This is a genomic window from Aestuariivirga sp., from assembly GCF_020252405.1.
In the GTDB taxonomy this organism is placed as follows: Bacteria; Pseudomonadota; Alphaproteobacteria; order Rhizobiales; family Aestuariivirgaceae; genus Aestuariivirga.
Window position 1 is genome coordinate 1 of the sequence record NZ_JADCDA010000027.1, and the last position, 18,739, is coordinate 18,739.

The following is an 18,739-nucleotide window of genomic DNA, read 5'->3' on the forward strand; positions in this document are numbered from 1 at the left end:
GAGGCGAATCGCATATGGCGGCGGCGTGTCTTGTGCCATGTCAATTTTCCCTTCTCCCGTCGCGGTACGCGATGGGAGAAGGTGGCCGGCAGGCCGGATGAGGGCTTCTTTCCGCATCGGAATCTGTGGACAAAGGCCCTCATCCGCCCTTCGGGCACCTTCTCCCATCCTTCGGACGGGAGAAGGGAACCCATATGCGATAGCCCTGCCCACAAGGGGGAGGGAAAAGACCCCGATTCTGCATGACCGCCCGCCGCTCTAAGCATACACGCCGTGGCAGTGCTTATAGCGCTTGCCGGAGCCGCAGGGGCAGGGGTCGTTGCGGGAGACCTTGCCCCAGGTCCTGGGGTTCTTGGGGTCACGGCCGGCCGCGGTGGCGGTGGCGTTGCGCGCCAGCGTCAGGGCGGCCTGGGAGAGCTCGTCCTCGCCGGTGACGGGGTCGATGTGGTGGGCGGCCATCATCGGCAGCTCGTCCTCGTTGGGCAGCTCCAACAGCTCGGAAGGATCGCGCATCTGCACCTCGACGCGCATGACCTGCGCGGTGACATTCTCGCGCAGCTGGTCGATCATGCTTTCGAAAAGGTTGTAGCCCTCGGTCTTGTATTCGTTGAGCGGGTCGCGCTGGCCGTAGCCGCGCAGGTGGATGACCTGGCGCAGCTGCTCGACGGTGACAATGTGGTCGCGCCACAGCTGGTCGAGCGTGCGCAGCAGGAAGGTCTTCTCGACCTGGCCCATGATCTCCTGGCCGTAGCGGGCGCGCTTTTCGGCATAGTGCCGGTCGGCGGCCTTGGTCACGCGCTCGAGGATCTCTTCCTCGGCGATGCCCTCTTCCCTGGCCCAGTCGGCCACGGGGAAATCGATGCCCACCACCTGGAGCAGACGCTCGTGCAGGCCTGGGGCGTCCCATTGCTCGGCATAGGTGTTGGGCGGGATGTGCTTGTGGACGAGGTCCTCGATCGTGTGGCGGCGCATGTCGTCGATGGTCCCGTCCACCTCTTCGCCCTTCATGATGCCGATGCGCTGGTCGAAGATGACCTTGCGCTGATCGTTCATCACATTGTCGAACTTCAGGAGGTTTTTGCGGATGTCGAAGTTGCGCGCCTCCACCTTCTGCTGGGCCTTTTCCAGCGCCTTGTTGATCCACGGGTGGACGATCGCCTCGCCCTCCTTGAGCCCCGAGATGGTGAGCATCGAGTTCAGCCGCTCGGAGCCGAAGATGCGCATCAGGTCGTCCTCGAGGGACAGGTAGAACAGCGAGCGGCCGGGGTCGCCCTGGCGGCCGGAACGACCGCGCAGCTGGTTGTCGATGCGGCGGCTCTCGTGGCGCTCGGTGCCGATGACGAAGAGGCCGCCGGCATCCAGCACTTTCTGTTTGTTGGCCTCGATCTCCTGCTTGATGGCGGCGATGCGCTGGTCGCGTTCCGGGCCCGGCGGCAGGCCGGCGAGTTCGATGTCAACCCGCATATCGAGGTTGCCGCCGAGCTTGATGTCGGTGCCGCGGCCGGCCATGTTGGTGGCGATGGTGACGGCGCCGGGAACGCCCGCCTGCGCCACGATCGCGGCTTCCTGCTCATGATAGCGCGCATTCAGCACGTTGTGGGGCACGTTGCGCTGCTTCAGCAGCCCGGAGAGCAGCTCGGACTTTTCGATCGAGGTGGTGCCCACCAGCACCGGCTGGCCGCCGGCGCGGGCCTCCGCGATGGTGTCGATGATGGCCCCGTACTTCTCCGTGGCGGTGCGGAAGACCTGATCGTCCTCGTCCCGGCGGGCAACGGGCACGTTGGTCGGGATATCGAGCACCTCGAGACTGTAGATGTCCATGAATTCCTCCGCCTCGGTCAGCGCCGTGCCGGTCATGCCGGCGAGCTTGGCGTAGAGGCGGAAGTAGTTCTGGAAGGTGATGGAGGCGAGGGTGACGTTCTCCGGCTGGATTTCCACGTGTTCCTTGGCCTCCAGCGCCTGGTGCAGGCCTTCGGAGTAGCGGCGGCCCGGCATCATGCGGCCGGTGAACTCGTCGATGATGACGATCTGGCCGTCCTTGACGATGTAATCCTTGTCGCGCTGGAACAGCTTGTGGGCCCTCAGCGCCTGCTGCACGTGGTGCACGATGGTCACGTTCTCGGCGTCATAGAGGTTGGCGCCGCGCAGAAGGCCCGCGCCGCCCAGCACCTGTTCCAGGTGCTCGTTGCCCTGCTCGGTGAGCGTCACCGAGCGCTGCTTCTCGTCGAGATCAAAGTCCTGCGAGGCGAGCGCGGGGATGAACTGGTTCACCGCGTTGTAGAGGTCCGACTTGTCGTCGACGGGCCCGGAAATGATGAGCGGCGTTCTCGCCTCGTCGATGAGGATCGAGTCCACCTCGTCGACAATGGCGTAGTTGTGCCCGCGCTGCACCATCTCATCGAGGTGGTATTTCATGTTGTCGCGCAGGTAGTCGAAGCCCAGCTCGTTGTTGGTGGCGTAGGTCACGTCGCAGGCATAGGCCCGGCGGCGCTCCTCGTCGGAGAGGCCGTGGACGATCACGCCCGTGCTGAGGCCGAGGAAACCATAAATCTGGCCCATCCAGCCGGCGTCGCGCCTGGCGAGGTAGTCATTCACGGTGACGACATGCACGCCCTTGGCCGCGAGCGCATTGAGATAGACGGGGAGCGTGGCGACGAGGGTCTTGCCTTCGCCGGTTTTCATTTCGGCGATGCGGCCCTCATGCAGCACCATGCCGCCGATCAGCTGGACGTCGAAATGGCGCTGGCCCAGTGTGCGCCTGGCAGCCTCGCGCACCGTGGCGAAGGCGGGCGCCAGCAGGTCGTCAAGTTCCCTGCCGCCCGCCAGCTGCTCCCTGAACATGGCGGTGCGGGCCTTCAGCTCACCGTCGGACAGGGCGGCGAGCTCTGGCTCCAGCGCGTTGATTGCGTCCACCCGGCCACGGTACCTGGCGATCTGGCGCTCATTGCTGGAGCCGAAAATACGGGCGGCGATGCCGCGCAATCCGAACATTTATTCTGATCCTTCATGAGGGGCCTTCCGCCCCCGGGTCGAGCCGCTTTCTAGAGCAGGTTTCGGTTCAGTGGAATCGAAACCTGCTTCATCTCTTTATCTGTCCGTCCGGTCGCATTTTCGACGGTCAACCGGTGTTCTCTTGACCTGAAAATGGTTTAGTCAAGTTGCCGGGCCGGAGCAATGCGCCGCCGCCGGGAAAATCGCGCCGCCCGGCAAATGGCGCCAAGCCTCCGCAATTTCAATCTGTTGCATTGGCGCAACAGGGGCTTCATCTGTGGCCCGCCCACTTGCCAGCATCCGGCAACGCGACCAATGTGCGTGCGAATTGTGACGGGCCTGGACGGAACGGCGCGGGGGCTTATTCTTGCCTTCTTTGAGGAACAAGGAGCAGCGCCCGGCCCATGGCATCCGGGGTGGTCGATGGCCTCTTGCACGGTGGACTTGAATGTCTTTTTCGCGAAATTTTCTCACCTCTTGCGCGGCAGCCGCGCTGCTTGGTCTTGCCCTTGCCATGCCCGCCCGGGCGCAGGAGGACGCGGCGCCGAAGGAGGACAAGGTCATTGCCATCGTCAACGGCCATGAGATCCGGGTGTCGGAAGTTCAGATGGCGACCGACGACATCATCGGCCAGCTGCCGGACATGCCGCCGAAGCTGCGCTATCCATTCGTGGTGGAATATCTGATCGAGCGCCACCTGCTCGCCCAGTATGCCGTGCAGGAAGGCATTGCGGAGACCGAGGAATACAAGCGCCGCCTCGCCCTCTACCAGGCCAAGGCGCTGCGCGACGCCTATTTCTTCCAGAAGATCCGCCCGATGGTGACGGAGGAGATGATCCGCAAATCCTATGACGAGGAGGCCGCCAAGCTGCAGCAGACGGAGCGGGTGCGCGCCCGCATGATCCTGGTGGCCAGCGAGAAGGAAGCCCAGGACATCGAGAAGATGCTGGCCGACGGCCAGAAGTTCGAGGACCTCGCGCAGAAATACAGCCTTGACGGTTCGAAGGATTATGGCGGCGACCTCGGCTATTTCACCGCCGCCGAAATGGTGCCGGAATTCTCCAAGGCCACCTTCGCGCTCAAGGTGGGCGAAACCTCGCAGCCGGTGAAGACCGATTTCGGCTGGCACATCATCCGCCTCGAGGACAGGAAGCAGGGCGCCGCCCAGCCCTATGACCAGGTGAAGCAGGCCATCCGCAATGTGCTGCTGCGCCAGAAGGTCGGCGAGGTCATGTCCAGGATCCGCGAGAAATCCAAGGTCGAAATCCTCGACGAGGATCTGAAGAAATATGCCGAGGAGGCCGCCAAGGCCGCCAAGAACTTCCAGGAGAACAAGCCGGCGCTGGACGAGTCCGGCGGGGCGGCGCCCGCCGCGGGCGGCGATGCCATGGGCGGTGACAATGCCGCGGGCGATGCCGGTTCCGGCAAGGGCGACCTGCAGATTCAGGCTCCGCAATGAGTGACGTCAGCCAATCCACGCCTGTCTGAGGGGGCTCTTCATGGCGAAGCAAGGGGCGAATCAGGGCGCGAATCACGTGGTGCGGCAGGGGGCGCGGCAGGGGGCGCGGCAGGGGGCACACCAGGCGTCCCCACTGGCGCCGGCGGCCTTTCCGGATCTGCCGCCCATCGCCGGCGTGAGGCTGGCCGCGGCCGAAACCGGCATACGTTATAAAAACCGGCCTGATGTGCTGCTGGCTGTCCTGGAACCGGGTGCCACCGTGGCGGGCTGCTTCACCCGGTCCAAGTCGCGCTCGGCGCCGGTTGATTGGTGCGTGCACAGCCTCGCGGGCGGCTCCGCGCGCGCCGTGCTCATCAATGCCGGCAATGCCAATGCCTTCACCGGCAAAGCGGGTGTGGCCACCGTCACGGCGGTGGCCAGGGCCGCGGCGAAGCAGTTTGGCTGCAAGCCGCGCGAAATCTTCCAGGCCTCGACCGGCGTCATCGGCGAGCCGCTGGACCCAGGCTTCATCGTCAACGCCCTGCCGAAGCTCGCCGAAGCGGCGGAGCCCGGCGCCTGGGCCATGGCCGCCAGGGCCATCATGACCACCGACACCTTCCCCAAGGCGGCCACCGCCAGATTGAAGCTCGGCGGCAAGACCGTCACCATCAACGGCATCGCCAAAGGCTCGGGCATGATCGCGCCGGACATGGCGACCATGCTGGTCTTTCTCTTCACCGATGCGGCGGTCCCCTCCGGGGCGCTGCAGAAGCTGCTGTCGAAGGCAGTGGACAAGAGCTTCAACTGCATCACTGTCGACGGCGACACATCGACGTCGGACACCGTGCTGCTCTTCGCCACCGGCCAGGCGGGCAATTCCGCCAGGGGCCTCAAGGCCGGCGATAAGGAACTCAAGGCCTTCGCCGCGGCGCTTGACGGTTTGTGCATGGATCTCGCCCATCAGGTGGCGAAGGACGGCGAGGGTGCGGAGAAGTTCATCGAGATCGCCATCACCGGGGCCCAGTCCGGCAAGGCCGCCCGCAGGATCGCCATGTCGATCGCCAATTCGCCGCTGGTGAAGACGGCGGTGGCGGGCGAGGACGCCAATTGGGGCCGCGTCGTCATGGCCATCGGCAAGGCCGGCGAGAAGGCCATCCGCGACAAGCTGAGGATCAGGATCGGCGGCATCACCGTGGCGAAGAACGGCATGCGCGACCCCGCCTACAAGGAGGCGGAGATCATGCCGCACATGAAGGGCCGCCACATCGTGATCGAGGCGGATGTGGGGGTGGCCAAGGGCAAGGCCAGGGTGTGGACCTGCGATCTCACCCACCGCTACATCGACATCAACGGCTCCTATCGCAGCTGACCATGAAGATCGTCCTCGTCGCCGCCGTGGCGCTGGTCGACAGGGACGGCCGCGTGCTGCTGTCGCAGCGCCCGATGGACAAGCAGCTCGGCGGCCTGTGGGAATTTCCCGGCGGCAAGGTTGAGGCGGGCGAGCGCCCCGAAACCGCATTGATCCGTGAACTGAAGGAAGAGCTCGGCATCGACGTGGCCGAATCCTGCCTGGCACCCCTGACCTTCGCCAGCCACGCCTATGAGGATTTCCACCTGCTCATGCCGCTCTATGTCTGCCGCCGCTGGCAAGGGCAGGCGGTGGGGGCGGAGGGCCAGGCGCTGGCCTGGGTGAGGCCGCGGACGTTGAAGGACTATCCCATGCCACCGGCGGACGTGCCGCTGATCCCGCATCTGGTGGATTTGCTGTAGCAGCCTGTGACCGGCCGGTGAAATTCCTGACCTTCACCTTCGCCGGGCCTGACCCGGCGATCCTTTTGGCGGCGGCGGAAAAGGATGCCCCGGTCAAGCCGGGGCAAGGTGAATTTCAGTTTTGGCGTCCTAGAGTTTCTTCTCTTCCACCCTCAGCGCATCGGCGAGCCTTGCCCTGGCGCTTCCCGGCTTCAGCGGCTGCTGCTGGCTTTCATGCGGGGCCCAGCCGGTGAGCCAGGCCACTTCCACCGTGGCGCGCACGCGGCCGTCGGGGTCGGCGAAATTCCGCTGATAGTGGTTGACGGCGGCCCCCATCAGCCGCCGGCTGACGGGCCTGCGCGAGCGGCCCACGAGATTGTTGGACAAGCCCAGCGCGCGGATGTCGTGGATCAGCGCAATCGCGTCGGCATGGCGCACCATGGTGCGGTCGAGGTCGGCAACAGGCAGTGACAGTCCGGCGCGCTGCAGCAGGGCCCCCAGTTCGCGCACGTCGATCATCGGCGCCACGCGCGGGGAAACGCCGCCCGACAGCGATGCCTCGGCGGCAAGCCACGACTGGCGCAGTTCGGTGAGCGTATCGCCCGCGAAAAGGCAGGCGAGCAGCAGCCCGTCGGGCCTCAGCGCGCGGCGCATCTGGATCAGCGCGCCCGGCACGTCGTTGAAGGTCTGGAGGTCGAGCACGCTGAACACGGCGTCATAGCGCGTTTCGGGAAGTTCGAGATGATCGCCAGCCGAAGGGCCGCGCGTTTCCACCTCCGTCACCTGACCACCCTGCTTCAGCCGCGCCGCGATGGCGCCGGGCTCAGCCGCGATCAGCAGAACGCGGCCGAAGCGGCGGTTGACGAAGGCGAGGCGCTCCGCGAGTTCCTCCGCGATGGTGCGCGTCAGGATATTGGGCTCGCCCGCGCGCTTGCGTGCGGCGCGCGCGGCGCTGAGCGCGCGGTCGAAGAGGGGCGGAGCCCCCGTCATCAGCCCAGGATCTCGCGGCGGATGAGATCACAGGTGGCGCGGGAAAAGGACATCGGGCAAGGCTCCGGCTGCGGGGTGGCGCCGCTGATAGACCAATCGCGCAAGGGAATCCACGGTTCCCGCAGGCTGTGTTAACGTTGCGGCATGGAAACCGTCCTGTCAGGTCTTCCGGCCCGCATCTGGCGCGGCTTCGTCGATTTGGTGACGCCCAGCCTGTGCCTGTCCTGCGGCACGCCGGTCGGCGAGGCGGCCAGCCTCTGCGTTGTCTGCTGGGGCAGGCTGAAACTGCTCGAGGAGCCGGTCTGCGACGCGCTGGGCACCCCCTTCGCCTATGACCAGGGCGAGGGTGCGCTGTCCGGCGCGGCGCTCTCCGATCCGCCCGCCTGGGACCGGGCGCGGGCAGCCGTGCTGTTCGAGGAGGAGGCGGCAAAACTCGTCCATGCGCTGAAGTACCGGGACAGGCCGGAGGCGGGCCTGCTCATGGCCCGCATGATGGCGCGGGCGGGGCGCAGGCTGCTTGCGCAGGCCGACGTGATCCTGCCCGTGCCGCTGCATGTCTTCCGCCTGTGGCTGCGGCGCTTCAATCAGTCCGCCCTGCTGGCGCAGCGCATCTCCCGCCTCTCCGGAACGCCATGGCGGCATGATGTGCTGATCCGTGCCCGGTCCACCCGCGCCCAGGTGGGGCTTGACCAGGGGGCGCGGCGCAGGAACGTGCGCAATGCCTTCACGGTCAGGCCCGGGCGCCTGGCCGAGGTGGCGGGCAGGTCCGTGCTGCTGGTCGACGACGTGCGCACCACGGGTGCGACGGCGGAGGCCTGTGCGCTGGCGCTGAAGAAGGCGGGCGCGGCGCGGGTGGAGCTGCTTACCTTCGCCCTTGTCCAGTTTCCGGCAAAGCCTCATATTTGATCCGCCATGCAGAAAGTCACGATCTACACCACGCCCCATTGCCCCTATTGCCACGCCGCCAAGGCGCTGCTGAAGAAGAAGGGTGTCGTCTTCGAGGAAATCGACGTGCAGGACCGCGCCTTGCGCCAGCAGATGATGCTACGCGCCAACGGCCGCCACACCGTGCCGCAGATCTTCATCGGCGAGACCCATGCCGGCGGCTCCGACGACATCCATGAACTTGACCGGCGCGGCCAGCTGGACCCGCTGCTGAACGCCCGGTGACCCTGGCCCCGTGATCCGCGCCGCCCTCATCCAGTTGCGCTCGGGCGCCGCCATGACCCGCAACGTGGCGGAGGCTTCTGCCCTCATTCGCGAGGCGGTGGGGCGGGGCGCCAGCTTCGTCTCGACCCCCGAAATGACCAATATCATCGAGCCAGACCGCGCGCGCCTCAGGTCGCTCGCACGCGCGGAGGCGGAGGATGCGGGCGTGTCGGCCTTTTCGGAGCTGGCGCGGGAGCTGGGCTTGTGGCTCAATATCGGCTCGCTGGCCCTGAAGGGGCCGGGTGATAAGCTTCTCAACCGCTCCCTCCTGTTTGCGCCGGACGGGTCGATCGCCGCGCGCTATGACAAGATACACCTCTTCGACGCCGATCTGCCCTCGGGCGAGAGCCTTCGCGAGTCCCATGCCTATGACGCCGGCAGGAACGCGGTGCTGGTGGAGACGCCGCTCGGCGCCATCGGCCTCACGATCTGCTATGATGTGCGATTTCCCCATCTCTACCGCGCGCTCGCCCAGGCGGGGGCGAAGCTGTTCACCGTGCCGTCCGCCTTCACCGTGCCGACGGGCCAGGCGCATTGGCATGTGCTGCTCCGCGCCCGCGCCATCGAGACGGGAAGTTTCGTTCTGGCGGCGGCGCAGGGGGGCAGGCACCCGTCGGGGCGCGAGACCTATGGCCACTCGCTCATCGTCTCGCCCTGGGGCGAGGTGCTGGCGGAGGCGGGCAGCGAGCCCGGCATTGTCATGGCCGATCTGGAGCCCGCGCAGGCGGACCTCGCGCGGGCCCGTATCCCGGCGCTTGAGCATGACCGGGCGATTGGCTTAACGGTCTTGAAACCCGGCTGCGTGATCGTTACCTGACCGCCATGATGCACTATGACCTCATATGCGAGCAGGGCCATGCCTTCGACGGCTGGTTCCGCGACAGCGCCGCCTATGACGAGCAGGCGGCCAGCGGCCTCGTGGCTTGCAGCCACTGCGGTTCGGCGAAGGTCGAGAAACGGCTGATGGCGCCCGGCATTCCGGCGAAGTCAAACCGCGGGAGCGGGCAGAAGATGGTCTCCGCCCCCGCCGATCCGCGGCTTGCCGAGCTCATGACCATGATGCGCGAGATGCGCCGCCACGTCCAGGAAAACGCCGAATATGTCGGCGACCGCTTCGCCGAGGAAGCCCGCAGAATTCACTATGAGGAGACCGGGCAGCGCGGCATCTATGGCAGCACCACGCCCGGCGAGGCCAGGGCGCTGATCGAGGAAGGCATTGCCGTACACCCATTGCCGCGGCTGCCGGAGGACGGGAATTAATACCTGTAGTCCCGGCCCTCCGGGGCAGAGCGACCGTTCTGAGTGGCAAATTGCATTCGCCAATTGCGCACAAGCGCCGCGTGCTCCCGCATTGAGACAGACGGGGCGTTTGTGGATGATGCCGGCAAGAAGCAACAGAAGCAGGAAATCCGTTCCGTCAGGTTGATTGCCCTCAGGGACGTATCGTCGACCATCGGCAAGCGCATGTTCCAATCCGGTGGACTCACCTGGCCGGAACATGCGCCGGATCAAAAGCTTGCGCATGATTTTATCGCAAAAGCGGTTCCACTTTTGCGGATCATGCTCCGGCCAGCCGCTCGGCGCTTGAATGACTTCGTCGGCGTCGGCCTGCGCAAGGACGACACCGCGCTGAAGGACAGGCCCAACGCCGCCATCACCGCCATCACCGCCATTGCCAAGGTCGGCAAGTTCCACGACATCGCCAAGAACTATCCGCAGCTTGCGGGCAAAATGATGCTGACCTCCGGCGGGTGACCGCGTCCGCGGCATGACGGGGCCGCGGGCCTTGCCGCGCGCCTTTTCGTCTGCGAGAAGGGCTGCATGGGCTGGAGAGAGATCAACATGAACCGCCGCAAGCCGCGCCGCGACGTGGCGGTGGCGCCCATGACCGCGGGCGAGAGCCGCGATGCGGCGGTGCTGCGCAAGGCCGTGGCGGCGGCGCTGGCGGCGGCGGAACAGCAGCGTGCCGAAGGCGGGCGTTTCATGGCGGGCTACCTCGCGGGTTTTGCGCGGCGCGAGGCGCAGAAGCACGGGCTCGATGCGGAAGCCGATGGCGGCGCGGCGCTGCTCGCCGAACTTGGCGCGCAGGCGCCGGACGGGATCAAGGACGCTGTACAGGCGCTGCAACTGGGGCCGCGCGAGGTTCCGTCATCGCGTGCGGCGCTGGCGGCCGCCGATGCGCAGGCGGATGCGGGCTATCTGGTGGGCCACCTCGAGTCGCTTTGCGGCACGAAGAGGCTGCTGGCGGCGGGCGGCGATGTCGAGGCCTATCTCACCGTCTGCGACCACGCGGCGGACCGTTTGCAGACCCACCAGCCCACCGCAGCGCTGCGCTTCGACCCGGCGGAACGCGCGGTGGTGCGCGCCGCGCTCGTCAGGCTCTGAGCAGCGCCTCGATTTCAGGCCGCGTCGGCATTGCCGGCGCGGTTCCGGGGCGGGTGACGGAGATGCCGGCGGCCGCGCAGCCGAAGCGGGCGGCGGCGGTTGGCTCCATGCCTTCGGCCAATGCCGCGGCGAAGGCGCCGACGAAGGCATCGCCAGCACCTGCTGTTTCCACCACTTTGCCGGCATTGAAGGACGCAATAAGCACCGAGACTTCGGCAGTGTGCAGCAGCGCGCCCCTTGCGCCCAGCGTGATGAGGGCGTTCTTCGCTCCCCTGGCGAGCAGCGCGTCTCCGGCCCTGCGGGCCTGTTCCTCAGTGGCCACGGGGAGGCCGGTGAGTGCCGCGGCTTCCGTCTCGTTGGGAATGACCCAGTCGCAGAGCGCGTAGAGATCGTCCGGCACGGGGGCGGCGGGGGCAGGGTTGAAGACGGTGATGACGCCCGCCGCGCGCGCGATCTCGAGGCCCCTTCGCGCCGCATCGATGGGCTGTTCGAGCTGGGTGACGAAGACCTTCGCGCCTTCGATGGCGCCGCGTGCGGCTTCGACGTGCTTCGGCGACAGGCCGCCTGCAGCCCCCGGCACCACAATGATGGCGTTCTCGCCCGTCTCGTCGCTGACGAAGATATAGGCGGCGCCGGTCGGCTCATCGGGGGCGATGGCCGCGTAGGGTGCGATGCCCTCGGCCTTCCAGGTGGCCAGTGCAACGTCGCCGAAGGCGTCCTGCCCCAGGCGCGAGATGAAGCTGACAGCGCCACCGGCGCGGGCCGCGGCCACGGCCTGGTTCGAGCCCTTGCCGCCCGGGCCCATCTTGAAGCCCGAGCCCATGAGGGTTTCGCCCATCGTCGGCTGGCGGGAGGCCCTGAAGGCGAGATCGGCGACGAAGATGCCGAGGATGGCGATCCCTTGCTTCATCCTGTTCAGTCCTTCGGGGGGATCACGCCCTTCTTGAGGATGAAGCAGCCGTAGAAGCGCGTCTCGCCCGTCACGATCACGGCATAGGCGTTGCGCGCCTTCTCGTAGAAGGCGAAGCGCTCGACCGAGCCCATGGGCCAGGACTTGCCCTCGCGGCGGTCGATGACGGCCTGCACCTCCTGCTGGACGGGCGGGATCTCGCCGGGTTTGCCCACAATCTCCATGCGCTCGGCGGGGGTGTCGACGAAGCTGTCGAGCGGCATGACCGAGAGGATGGCGTCGATCGCTTCCGCCGCGGTGAGATTGTCCATGCGCAGCAGCTCGCCCGTCACCGTGTGGCGGGCCACCGAATCGGCGGGGAAGTTGGTGTCGGACACGATCAGGTCATCGCCATGGCCCATGGCGCGGAGACAGCGGATCACATCCGCGTTGAGGCGGTTGTCGAAGTTGCGCAGCATCGCTTGGTCCTCCCGGGTTTTGCAGCGAGGCTAAAGCATGATCCGCAAAAGTGGAACCGCTTTCGCGATGAGATCATGCACAAGCATGCGCCAGAGGGGCCGCCTCAGGAATCAGGAAGGCTCAGCGGCCCTCGGGCTTGCCCGGCACTTTGACCAGCGCCTCGCCTTCGAGCACCAGCGTGCCGCCCACCGTGCAGCGGCAGGCGAGCCTCACCCGGCGGCCCTTTTGGGCGAGTTCGACCACCTCGACCGAGGCCTCCACCATGTCGCCGATCCTCACCGGCGCCTTGAAGTTCAGCGTCTGGGACAGATAGACCGCGCCGGGACCCGGCAGCCTCGTTCCGATCACCGCCGAAATCAGACTCGCCGTGTAGAGGCCATGCGCGATCCGGCCGCCGAAGGGAGTGCGGGCGGCGAAATGCTCGGACAGGTGGATGGGATTGCGGTCGCCGGAAATCTCGGCAAAGCCCACAACGTCGGAGGATTTGACCTCCTTGACATAGGTCTCGGTCATGCCGGGGGCCAGGTCTTCGAAATAAAGGGTCTGGCTGGGGGGCAGCATCGGGGCCTCAGTATCTGGGTGCGCGGCCGGTCTGGATGCCATACAGGTTGGCCAAATGCACCAGAGCCAAAAGTCCGATGAATCCAAAGATCAGAAGGACGGGGGTGGTGGGGATCAGGCGCGGCGTGAGGCTTTTCCGCGGGCGCCGCTCCAGCCAGGCGAGGAAGCCCACGACGGCGGCGCAGGCAAGAAAGATGGCGAGCGTGACGGCGAATTCGGAATTGGCGAAGAGATCGAACATGGAGAGATAACGGGCAGGGCCGGATTGGTTGACAGGTCTGGGTGACCCCGCTAATGAACCCGCCAATGTTCAACAGGCGGACCGGGGCCGGGCTCCTTCTGCCTGACTTATCAGGTGAAGTCCATGAAAGTCCGCAATTCGCTCAAGTCCCTTCTGAAGCGCCACCGCGACAACCGCATGGTGCGCCGCAAGGGCCGCGTCTATATCATCAACAAGACCAATCCGCGCTTCAAGGCGCGCCAGGGCTGAGCACGGCCGGTTGCCAGTTTTGTGAACGCCGTGGACGGAATACCGCCCACGGCGCTCTTTTTGTTGCCATGAAATGCGGTGTAGACTGAACGCTATGCGGGGTCCGTTCGCCATTCTTGCCCTTCTTGCCCTCACCTCCGGCGCTCTGGCGGAGGATGCCCCCGCTCCGGCCGGGGCGCCGCCTGCCGCGGCGAAGGCGCTCAAGCCCGCCGAACAGCGGGCCGACCAGCTTGACCTGCTGTTTGCCCAGCTGCGCAAGCCCGGCATTGAGGCTGACACGGTGGAGGAGAAAATCTGGGCCCTGTGGGGCGCGTCCGATTCGCCCACCGCCGAAGTGCTGCTGACCCAGTCCACGGTCGCCATCGCCGACGGTGCGCCCGCCGAGGCGCTGTCGATCCTCAACCGGCTGATCGGCGCCAACCCGGATTTCGCCGAGGCCTGGAACAAGCGCGCCACCCTCTATTTCATGATGAAGAAGGACGATCTGGCGCTCGCCGACATCGCGCATGTGCTGGAGCTCGAACCCCGCCACTTCGGGGCGCTGGCGGGCAAGGGCATGATCCTCTTACGCCAGAAGAAATATTCCGCCGCCCGCGAGGCTTACGAAGAAGCCCTGGCGGTGAACCCGACGCTCGACGACGTGAAGGCGGCGTTGAAGAAGCTGGACCGGGTGGAGCAGGGGATATGAGCAATCAGCTTTCCTGCCGGGGCCTACCAGTTCGCCGTCGGCAAAAGCGAAGAAGCTGAGGATGCCGGGGCCGAACAGCCGCGCGAGACGGAAAACGGGATGTGGAATTCAAACGCGGGCCGTCAGCTGACGTAGGCAATCCGCAGCATGTTGGTGGCGCCCGGCGTGCCCAGCGGCAGGCCGGCGGTAATGATGATGCGCTGACCGGCCTCGGCGAATCCTTCGGCTTGCGCGATGCCGGTGGCGCGCGTCACCATGTCGTCGAGGTCGTGGGCATCTTCCGTCAGCACGCAGTGCAGGCCCCAGGCCAGCGCCAGGCGGCGGGCCGTGGTGGCAATCGGCGTCAAGGCAATGATCGGCGTGTCCGGCCGCTCGCGCGACATGCGCAGGCCCGTCGAACCGGACCCGGTATAACAGACGATGGCGGAGAGCTTGAGCGTCTCCGAGATCGAGCGCGCGGCGCTTGAGATCGCATCCGCACTCGTCGGCTGGGGCTCGGTGCGCTGGGCGGTGATGATGCCGCGGTAGAGCTGGTCGCGCTCCACCGCCTGGGCGATGCGGTCCATGGTGGCGACCGCCTTGTCGGGCCAGGCGCCGGTGGCGCTTTCGGCCGAGAGCATGATGGCGTCCGCACCTTCATAGACGGCGGTGGCCACGTCGGAGACCTCGGCCCTGGTCGGCACAGGTTCGACGATCATCGACTCGAGCATCTGGGTGGCGACGATCACCGGCTTGCCGACGCGCCGTGCCGCGCGGGTGATCTGCTTCTGCTTGGCCGGCACGGTTTCGAGCGGCAGTTCGACGCCCAAATCGCCGCGGGCAACCATCAGGCCGTCGGCGATTTCGAGGATCTCGTCCAGCACCGTCAGGGCCGCGGGCTTCTCGATCTTGGCCATGACGCCCGCGCGGCCGGCGATGAGCTTTCGCGCCTCGGCCACGTCATCGGCGCGCTGCACGAAGGACAGCGCGATCCAATCGACGCCGGCGCTGGCCGCGGCTTCGAGGTCCGCGCGGTCTTTCTCGGTGAGGGCAGGGATGGGGATCACCGTGTCGGGCAGGTTCACGCCCTTGCGGTCGGAGATGACGCCGCCGAAGATCACCTTCGTCGTCAGCTTTGTGGGTTCCGCCCTGACGATTTCGACGCGCAGGCGGCCGTCGTTGAGGAGGAGATTGTCGCCCACCTGCGCCGAGGCGAAGATTTCCGGATGCGGCAGGTGCACGCGCGTAGCGTCACCCGGTGTCTTGTCGGTGTCGAAGACGAAGATGTCGTCCGGATTGATCCTGGCTTCCTTGGCGGCGAAGGCGCCGATGCGGATCTTGGGGCCCTGCAGGTCGGCGAGGATGCCGATCGGCCGCTTCAGCCGCGCCTCGACGGCGCGGATGTCGCGGTGGAGCTGGCGCAGCAGGTCGTGCTGGGTGTGGCTCATGTTGATGCGGAACACGTCCACGCCGGCGCGGAACAGCTTTTCCAGCATTCCGGGCGATGATGACGCGGGCCCCAGCGTCGCCACGATCTTAACGTTGCGGTTACGGCGCATTATTGACCTTGCGTGGTCTTGTCGCCGGAAAGCGAGACGGTCCAGTCCTTTTCCTCGCGCGTGTCGACCTCGAAGAAGCCGGTCTTGGTGTAGCCCTGGCTTTCGCAATCCGCGATGCCGCGAATGGTGAAGACCTTGGTATTCGTGCACATCATCGACTTGCCGCCCCACGAGCCGCCCTTGTCGCGGTCGATGGCAAACACGTAATAATAGCGGGCGATGAGGTCTCCCTTAAGCAGGGGCGTGCATTTCTGCGGCGCGATGGTCCACCAGCCCTCGGTGGCCCAGCCCTTATTGTCCTTGTAGCCCATGGCGACGTTGACGGTGCTTTCGGTGTTGTTGCAGACCTTGAGATCGGCCTGCGCCGGGGCGGCCGTCAAGCCTGCCACTATCAATGCGCCTGCCGCCAGCGCCGTGTTGCGGAGCATCCTGCCGCCTCCGGAAAAGTTCAGCGAATCTGTCATAGCTTTCCTATCTCGCTTAGGCCGCGTCAACGTGGCAGGCAGAAGCCCGCCAATTTCAGCGGCGCAACCTGGTGACTGAGGAATTAACCTCAACGATATGCCCCGTCCATGACAAAGATTTCGCCTGGAGAAGCGTACGAAATTGTGGCGGGCGACAGCCGGACGGGGCTGAGTCTGCCCTTGCGGCCACGCCCCGAATGCGGCTCCGCCGGAATACGCCTGCCTGGCGCATGTTCCGATCGGGTGGAATCACCTGGCCGGAACATGCGCCAGATCATATGCTTGAGCATGATCTTGTCCCGAAATCGGTTCCGCTTCTGCGGATCATGCTCTATAAGGCGACATGCTCACCAGTCATGGCGCCGTCCCGGCCTGCCGCACGCCCTGATCGGGATCCGGCGGATCCTGACCGTTGGCAAAACAGGTGTGGACGAGTGGGCGGAACGTCTGGCCCGGGTGATCGAACCGATTATGAAGGACCTCCGGCGCGATCCGGACTGACGAGGGCATTCAGACCATGACCATCGACGACAAGACCAGGACAGAACTCGAGGCCGCCGCCTTCCGGCGGCTGCTGGAGCATCTGCGCCAACGCACCGATGTGCAGAACATCGACCTGATGAATCTGGCGGGCTTCTGCCGCAACTGTCTGTCCAACTGGTTCGAGGACGCGGCGAAGGCGAAGGATGTTGCCGTGACGCGCGAGGAGGCGCGGACCATGGTCTATGGCATGCCCTATGATGAGTGGAAAGCAAGGCACCAGGCCGCCGCCGGCGAAGACCAGAGGGCGAAATTCGCCCAGTCCCACAAGCACTGATCCGGGAGCGCCAGACATGAACAAGACGACATTCGCCCATGGTCAGCTCAAATCCATCGTCGAGCGCATCGAGCGCCTCGAGGAGGAGAAGAAAACCATCGCCGGCGACATCAAGGAAGTCTATGCCGAGGCCAAGGCCAATGGCTTCGACATCAAGATTCTGCGCAAGGTGATCAGCCTGCGCAAGAAGGACGCCGCCGAGCGCGAGGAGGAGGAATCGATGCTTGACGTCTACCTCGCCGCGCTGGGCATGATCCCCGGCGACAGCGAGGAGGCGGCCTGATCCGGTTGCGCCAGAACACGCAAAAGGGCCGCCCGGCGGGCGGCCCTTTTCGCATGGGGTGGGACGCAGCTTACTGCGAAGGGCCCGCCTGGCCGAGCTGAACGGCGGGCTCCGGGGGCATGAGCAGGCTGCCCTTGCCTTCGCGGTTGACGACCTGCATGTCGCCCTTGCCGGGGGCTGGTTCCTGAAGGCTGGGCGCCATCTGGGCGATGGCGAGGCGCTGGGGATGCGGCGGCAACTCCTGGGCCTGAGCCTCGCCAGCGCCGGGCAGCATGAGGGCAACCGATACCGAACCGGCGGAGAACTGCTGCGGCGCGCCGTCACGGCGCACGGCCTTGTTCGTGTCGAACACCATCTGTGTCGGCCACCAGAACAGGCCGTCGCCAGAAGCCGGGTCGGTGATGGTGGGGATGGTGGGAACGTTTGGCGCGTCGCCGTTCTCGATGTCCTCCGTGAGGCTGGTCTTTTCAGCGGCGTTCGCTTCGAGCGAGGCGGTGTCCGTCATGCTCTCCGGTGCGATTACCACGCCCTGCGAGTTGCCAGCCAACGGCGAGGCGCGCTCGGTCGGATCGGGAGGCGGTGCCGAGGCCGGCTCAATCTTCATATTGACCGCGGCCATCATCAGCACCTCGATCGGCCTGGGGCGCGGCTTCGGCGCTGGATAGCCCTGAGTCACCCCATCGGCATCGGCAACGGTGGCATGGGCGAGGGTGGCATCGGCGAGGGCGGCATCGGCGAGGGCGGCGATGTCCGCGGTGGTCTCCGGTTTGAGCCGGGGCTTGGCGGGAGGTGCGGCGGCGTCCTCGCTCATGCCGGCCAGTTCCTCGTCGTCGCCGTTCGAATAGGCGGTCTCAAGCGGGATTGTCTTCCTGGCGGAGAGCTGCTTGACATTTTCGGCATCGCCCTCTTCGTCACCCTCCATCTGGGAGGGGAGGCGCGCGGCGGTCGGGTCAGCCTCTGCGACCATGACGTCCGGAACGGCCTTCATGCCCTTCTTGTTGAGGCGCGCCCCCACCGTCTTGCGGTAGTCACGCATGATTTTGGCCATCTGATAGCTCGAGATGGCGGGACCCCAGTGGCGGACATTGCCGGAGTCGATGTGGAGGAAGCCGGTGGGGCCCGCGCCGGACGAGTAATAGCCGACGCCGCCCACCTGGCGCACCAGCGCCGAATTGCGGATCTTGACGGTCGGAACGTCGGGGAAATAGAGGTCGATCGCCTGGCCCACCATATGCTGGCTCTTTCGCGCCACGTTGCGACCGACCTTCTTGAGGAAGGCGTTGGTCTTGGGGCTGCGGTAGCCGCAGACGATGTGGATCGGCGCCTTGCTCCCCAGGTCGGCGTGGAGTTCCCACATGAGGTCGATGGTGCGGGGCGAGATGGTGATCACCTCGTTGCGGCGCCAGTCGCGCATCAGATAATTGATCTTCTTCATGGCGGACGGGATATAGCGGCCGTCCTTCATATAGGTGATGGTGAGACTTTCCCTGGTGTGCATGTGGTAGAGCGAGAGGGTGCGCGTCTCGCCGCCGGAATGAGCCGTGCCGCTCATGTTGAGAAACACGCCAGCGCCCATCGCCATGGCCACGACCGTGGTGGCGGCGAACTTTTTCCAGCGATTTAGTGCATTGCGAAGTCCAGCTTGCCTGCAGTCCAAACCCATACCCCACTTACGACCGGTGTTCCGGTTCCTCTGGCGCTTCGTCCAGCCCGCCAATCCCCTGCAAGGGTCGGCTTACACTGAAACCGCGTTTCAAACAAGAATGA

Annotated in this window: 22 protein-coding genes; 13 read left to right on the forward strand and 9 right to left on the reverse strand. The window is 65.9% G+C overall.

From position 1 onward, the window contains the following. Positions 1-258: 258 nt before the first annotated feature. Entirely contained in the window at positions 259-2,991 is a 2,733-nt protein-coding gene (gene secA, locus IOC69_RS05320; protein ID WP_290542499.1) for a preprotein translocase subunit SecA, read from the reverse strand. A gap of 448 nt (positions 2,992-3,439) precedes the next feature. Between secA and IOC69_RS05325 the strand changes: the two genes are divergently transcribed. Genes IOC69_RS05325 through mutT form a run of 3 tightly spaced genes read left to right on the forward strand, consistent with a single transcriptional unit; the run spans position 3,440 to position 6,199 of the window. Continuing rightward, entirely contained in the window at positions 3,440-4,450 is a 1,011-nt protein-coding gene (locus IOC69_RS05325) for a peptidylprolyl isomerase (protein ID WP_290542500.1), read from the forward strand. A 40-nt stretch (positions 4,451-4,490) separates the two neighbouring features. Continuing rightward, positions 4,491-5,798, forward strand: a complete 1,308-nt coding sequence (gene argJ / locus IOC69_RS05330) for a bifunctional glutamate N-acetyltransferase/amino-acid acetyltransferase ArgJ (RefSeq protein ID WP_290542501.1) — start codon at positions 4,491-4,493, stop codon at positions 5,796-5,798. A 2-nt stretch (positions 5,799-5,800) separates the two neighbouring features. Beyond that, positions 5,801-6,199 carry an 8-oxo-dGTP diphosphatase MutT gene (gene mutT / locus IOC69_RS05335; RefSeq protein WP_290542502.1) on the forward strand — a complete coding sequence of 133 codons (399 nt, stop codon included), beginning with the start codon at positions 5,801-5,803 and terminating at the stop codon, positions 6,197-6,199. 129 nt (positions 6,200-6,328) lie between these two features. Here the strand turns inward: mutT and IOC69_RS05340 are convergent, their stop codons facing one another. Beyond that, positions 6,329-7,168 (reverse strand): methyltransferase domain-containing protein, encoded by an 840-nt coding sequence (locus tag IOC69_RS05340; RefSeq protein WP_290542503.1) that lies wholly within the window; start codon positions 7,166-7,168, stop codon positions 6,329-6,331. 144 nt (positions 7,169-7,312) lie between these two features. On the opposite strand from IOC69_RS05340, the gene IOC69_RS05345 reads away from it, so the two are divergent. The 6 genes from IOC69_RS05345 (at position 7,313) to IOC69_RS05370 (ending at position 10,762) form a co-directional block, all read left to right on the forward strand. After that, positions 7,313-8,074, forward strand: a complete 762-nt coding sequence (locus IOC69_RS05345; RefSeq protein WP_290542504.1) for a ComF family protein — start codon at positions 7,313-7,315, stop codon at positions 8,072-8,074. Positions 8,075-8,080: 6 nt separating this feature from the next. Then, complete coding sequence (grxC, locus tag IOC69_RS05350) at positions 8,081-8,338, forward strand: glutaredoxin 3 (protein ID WP_290542505.1); 258 nt, start codon at positions 8,081-8,083, stop codon at positions 8,336-8,338. Positions 8,339-8,348: 10 nt separating this feature from the next. Beyond that, positions 8,349-9,194: a carbon-nitrogen hydrolase family protein gene (locus IOC69_RS05355; protein WP_290542506.1), complete on the forward strand. Its 846-nt coding sequence runs from the start codon at positions 8,349-8,351 to the stop codon at positions 9,192-9,194. Positions 9,195-9,199: 5 nt separating this feature from the next. After that, positions 9,200-9,637: a DUF1178 family protein gene (locus IOC69_RS05360; protein WP_290542507.1), complete on the forward strand. Its 438-nt coding sequence runs from the start codon at positions 9,200-9,202 to the stop codon at positions 9,635-9,637. A gap of 111 nt (positions 9,638-9,748) precedes the next feature. After that, complete coding sequence (locus IOC69_RS05365; protein ID WP_290542508.1) at positions 9,749-10,132, forward strand: hypothetical protein; 384 nt, start codon at positions 9,749-9,751, stop codon at positions 10,130-10,132. Positions 10,133-10,198: 66 nt separating this feature from the next. Continuing rightward, complete coding sequence (locus IOC69_RS05370) at positions 10,199-10,762, forward strand: hypothetical protein (RefSeq protein ID WP_290542509.1); 564 nt, start codon at positions 10,199-10,201, stop codon at positions 10,760-10,762. On the opposite strand, the gene IOC69_RS05375 is transcribed toward IOC69_RS05370, so the two are convergent. The 4 genes from IOC69_RS05375 to IOC69_RS05390 form a co-directional block, all read right to left on the reverse strand. Then, complete coding sequence (locus IOC69_RS05375) at positions 10,752-11,672, reverse strand: ribokinase (RefSeq protein WP_290542510.1); 921 nt, start codon at positions 11,670-11,672, stop codon at positions 10,752-10,754. The two genes, IOC69_RS05370 and IOC69_RS05375, sit on opposite strands and share 11 nt — an antisense overlap. 5 nt (positions 11,673-11,677) lie before the next feature. Next, positions 11,678-12,130 carry an RbsD/FucU family protein gene (locus IOC69_RS05380; protein WP_290542511.1) on the reverse strand — a complete coding sequence of 151 codons (453 nt, stop codon included), beginning with the start codon at positions 12,128-12,130 and terminating at the stop codon, positions 11,678-11,680. A 121-nt stretch (positions 12,131-12,251) separates the two neighbouring features. Then, the gene (locus IOC69_RS05385; protein ID WP_290542512.1) at positions 12,252-12,692 is read right to left on the reverse strand and encodes a MaoC family dehydratase; all 441 of its coding nucleotides are present in this window, start codon (positions 12,690-12,692) and stop codon (positions 12,252-12,254) included. Between the two features lie 7 nt (positions 12,693-12,699). Next, positions 12,700-12,933: a hypothetical protein gene (locus IOC69_RS05390; protein ID WP_290542513.1), complete on the reverse strand. Its 234-nt coding sequence runs from the start codon at positions 12,931-12,933 to the stop codon at positions 12,700-12,702. Positions 12,934-13,056: 123 nt separating this feature from the next. Between IOC69_RS05390 and ykgO the strand changes: the two genes are divergently transcribed. Both ykgO and IOC69_RS05400 read left to right on the forward strand, forming a co-directional pair. Beyond that, positions 13,057-13,182 carry a type B 50S ribosomal protein L36 gene (ykgO, locus tag IOC69_RS05395; protein WP_290542514.1) on the forward strand — a complete coding sequence of 42 codons (126 nt, stop codon included), beginning with the start codon at positions 13,057-13,059 and terminating at the stop codon, positions 13,180-13,182. A gap of 94 nt (positions 13,183-13,276) precedes the next feature. Beyond that, complete coding sequence (locus IOC69_RS05400; protein WP_290542515.1) at positions 13,277-13,870, forward strand: tetratricopeptide repeat protein; 594 nt, start codon at positions 13,277-13,279, stop codon at positions 13,868-13,870. A 122-nt stretch (positions 13,871-13,992) separates the two neighbouring features. Here the strand turns inward: IOC69_RS05400 and pyk are convergent, their stop codons facing one another. Both pyk and IOC69_RS05410 read right to left on the reverse strand, forming a co-directional pair. After that, positions 13,993-15,408 carry a pyruvate kinase gene (gene pyk / locus IOC69_RS05405; RefSeq protein WP_290542516.1) on the reverse strand — a complete coding sequence of 472 codons (1,416 nt, stop codon included), beginning with the start codon at positions 15,406-15,408 and terminating at the stop codon, positions 13,993-13,995. Then, on the reverse strand, positions 15,408-15,836 hold the full coding sequence (locus tag IOC69_RS05410) for a DUF1036 domain-containing protein (RefSeq protein WP_290542517.1): 429 nt from the start codon (positions 15,834-15,836) through the stop codon (positions 15,408-15,410). Before IOC69_RS05410 ends, pyk begins: the two co-directional genes overlap by 1 nt. Before the next feature lie 553 nt (positions 15,837-16,389). Between IOC69_RS05410 and IOC69_RS05415 the strand changes: the two genes are divergently transcribed. Continuing rightward, positions 16,390-16,689, forward strand: a complete 300-nt coding sequence (locus IOC69_RS05415; RefSeq protein WP_290542518.1) for a DUF1244 domain-containing protein — start codon at positions 16,390-16,392, stop codon at positions 16,687-16,689. A 16-nt stretch (positions 16,690-16,705) separates the two neighbouring features. Then, the gene (locus IOC69_RS05420) at positions 16,706-16,972 is read left to right on the forward strand and encodes a DUF2312 domain-containing protein (protein WP_290542519.1); all 267 of its coding nucleotides are present in this window, start codon (positions 16,706-16,708) and stop codon (positions 16,970-16,972) included. A 70-nt stretch (positions 16,973-17,042) separates the two neighbouring features. Here the strand turns inward: IOC69_RS05420 and IOC69_RS05425 are convergent, their stop codons facing one another. After that, positions 17,043-18,554 carry a DUF882 domain-containing protein gene (locus tag IOC69_RS05425; protein WP_290542520.1) on the reverse strand — a complete coding sequence of 504 codons (1,512 nt, stop codon included), beginning with the start codon at positions 18,552-18,554 and terminating at the stop codon, positions 17,043-17,045. Between the last annotated feature and the right edge of the window lie 185 nt (positions 18,555-18,739).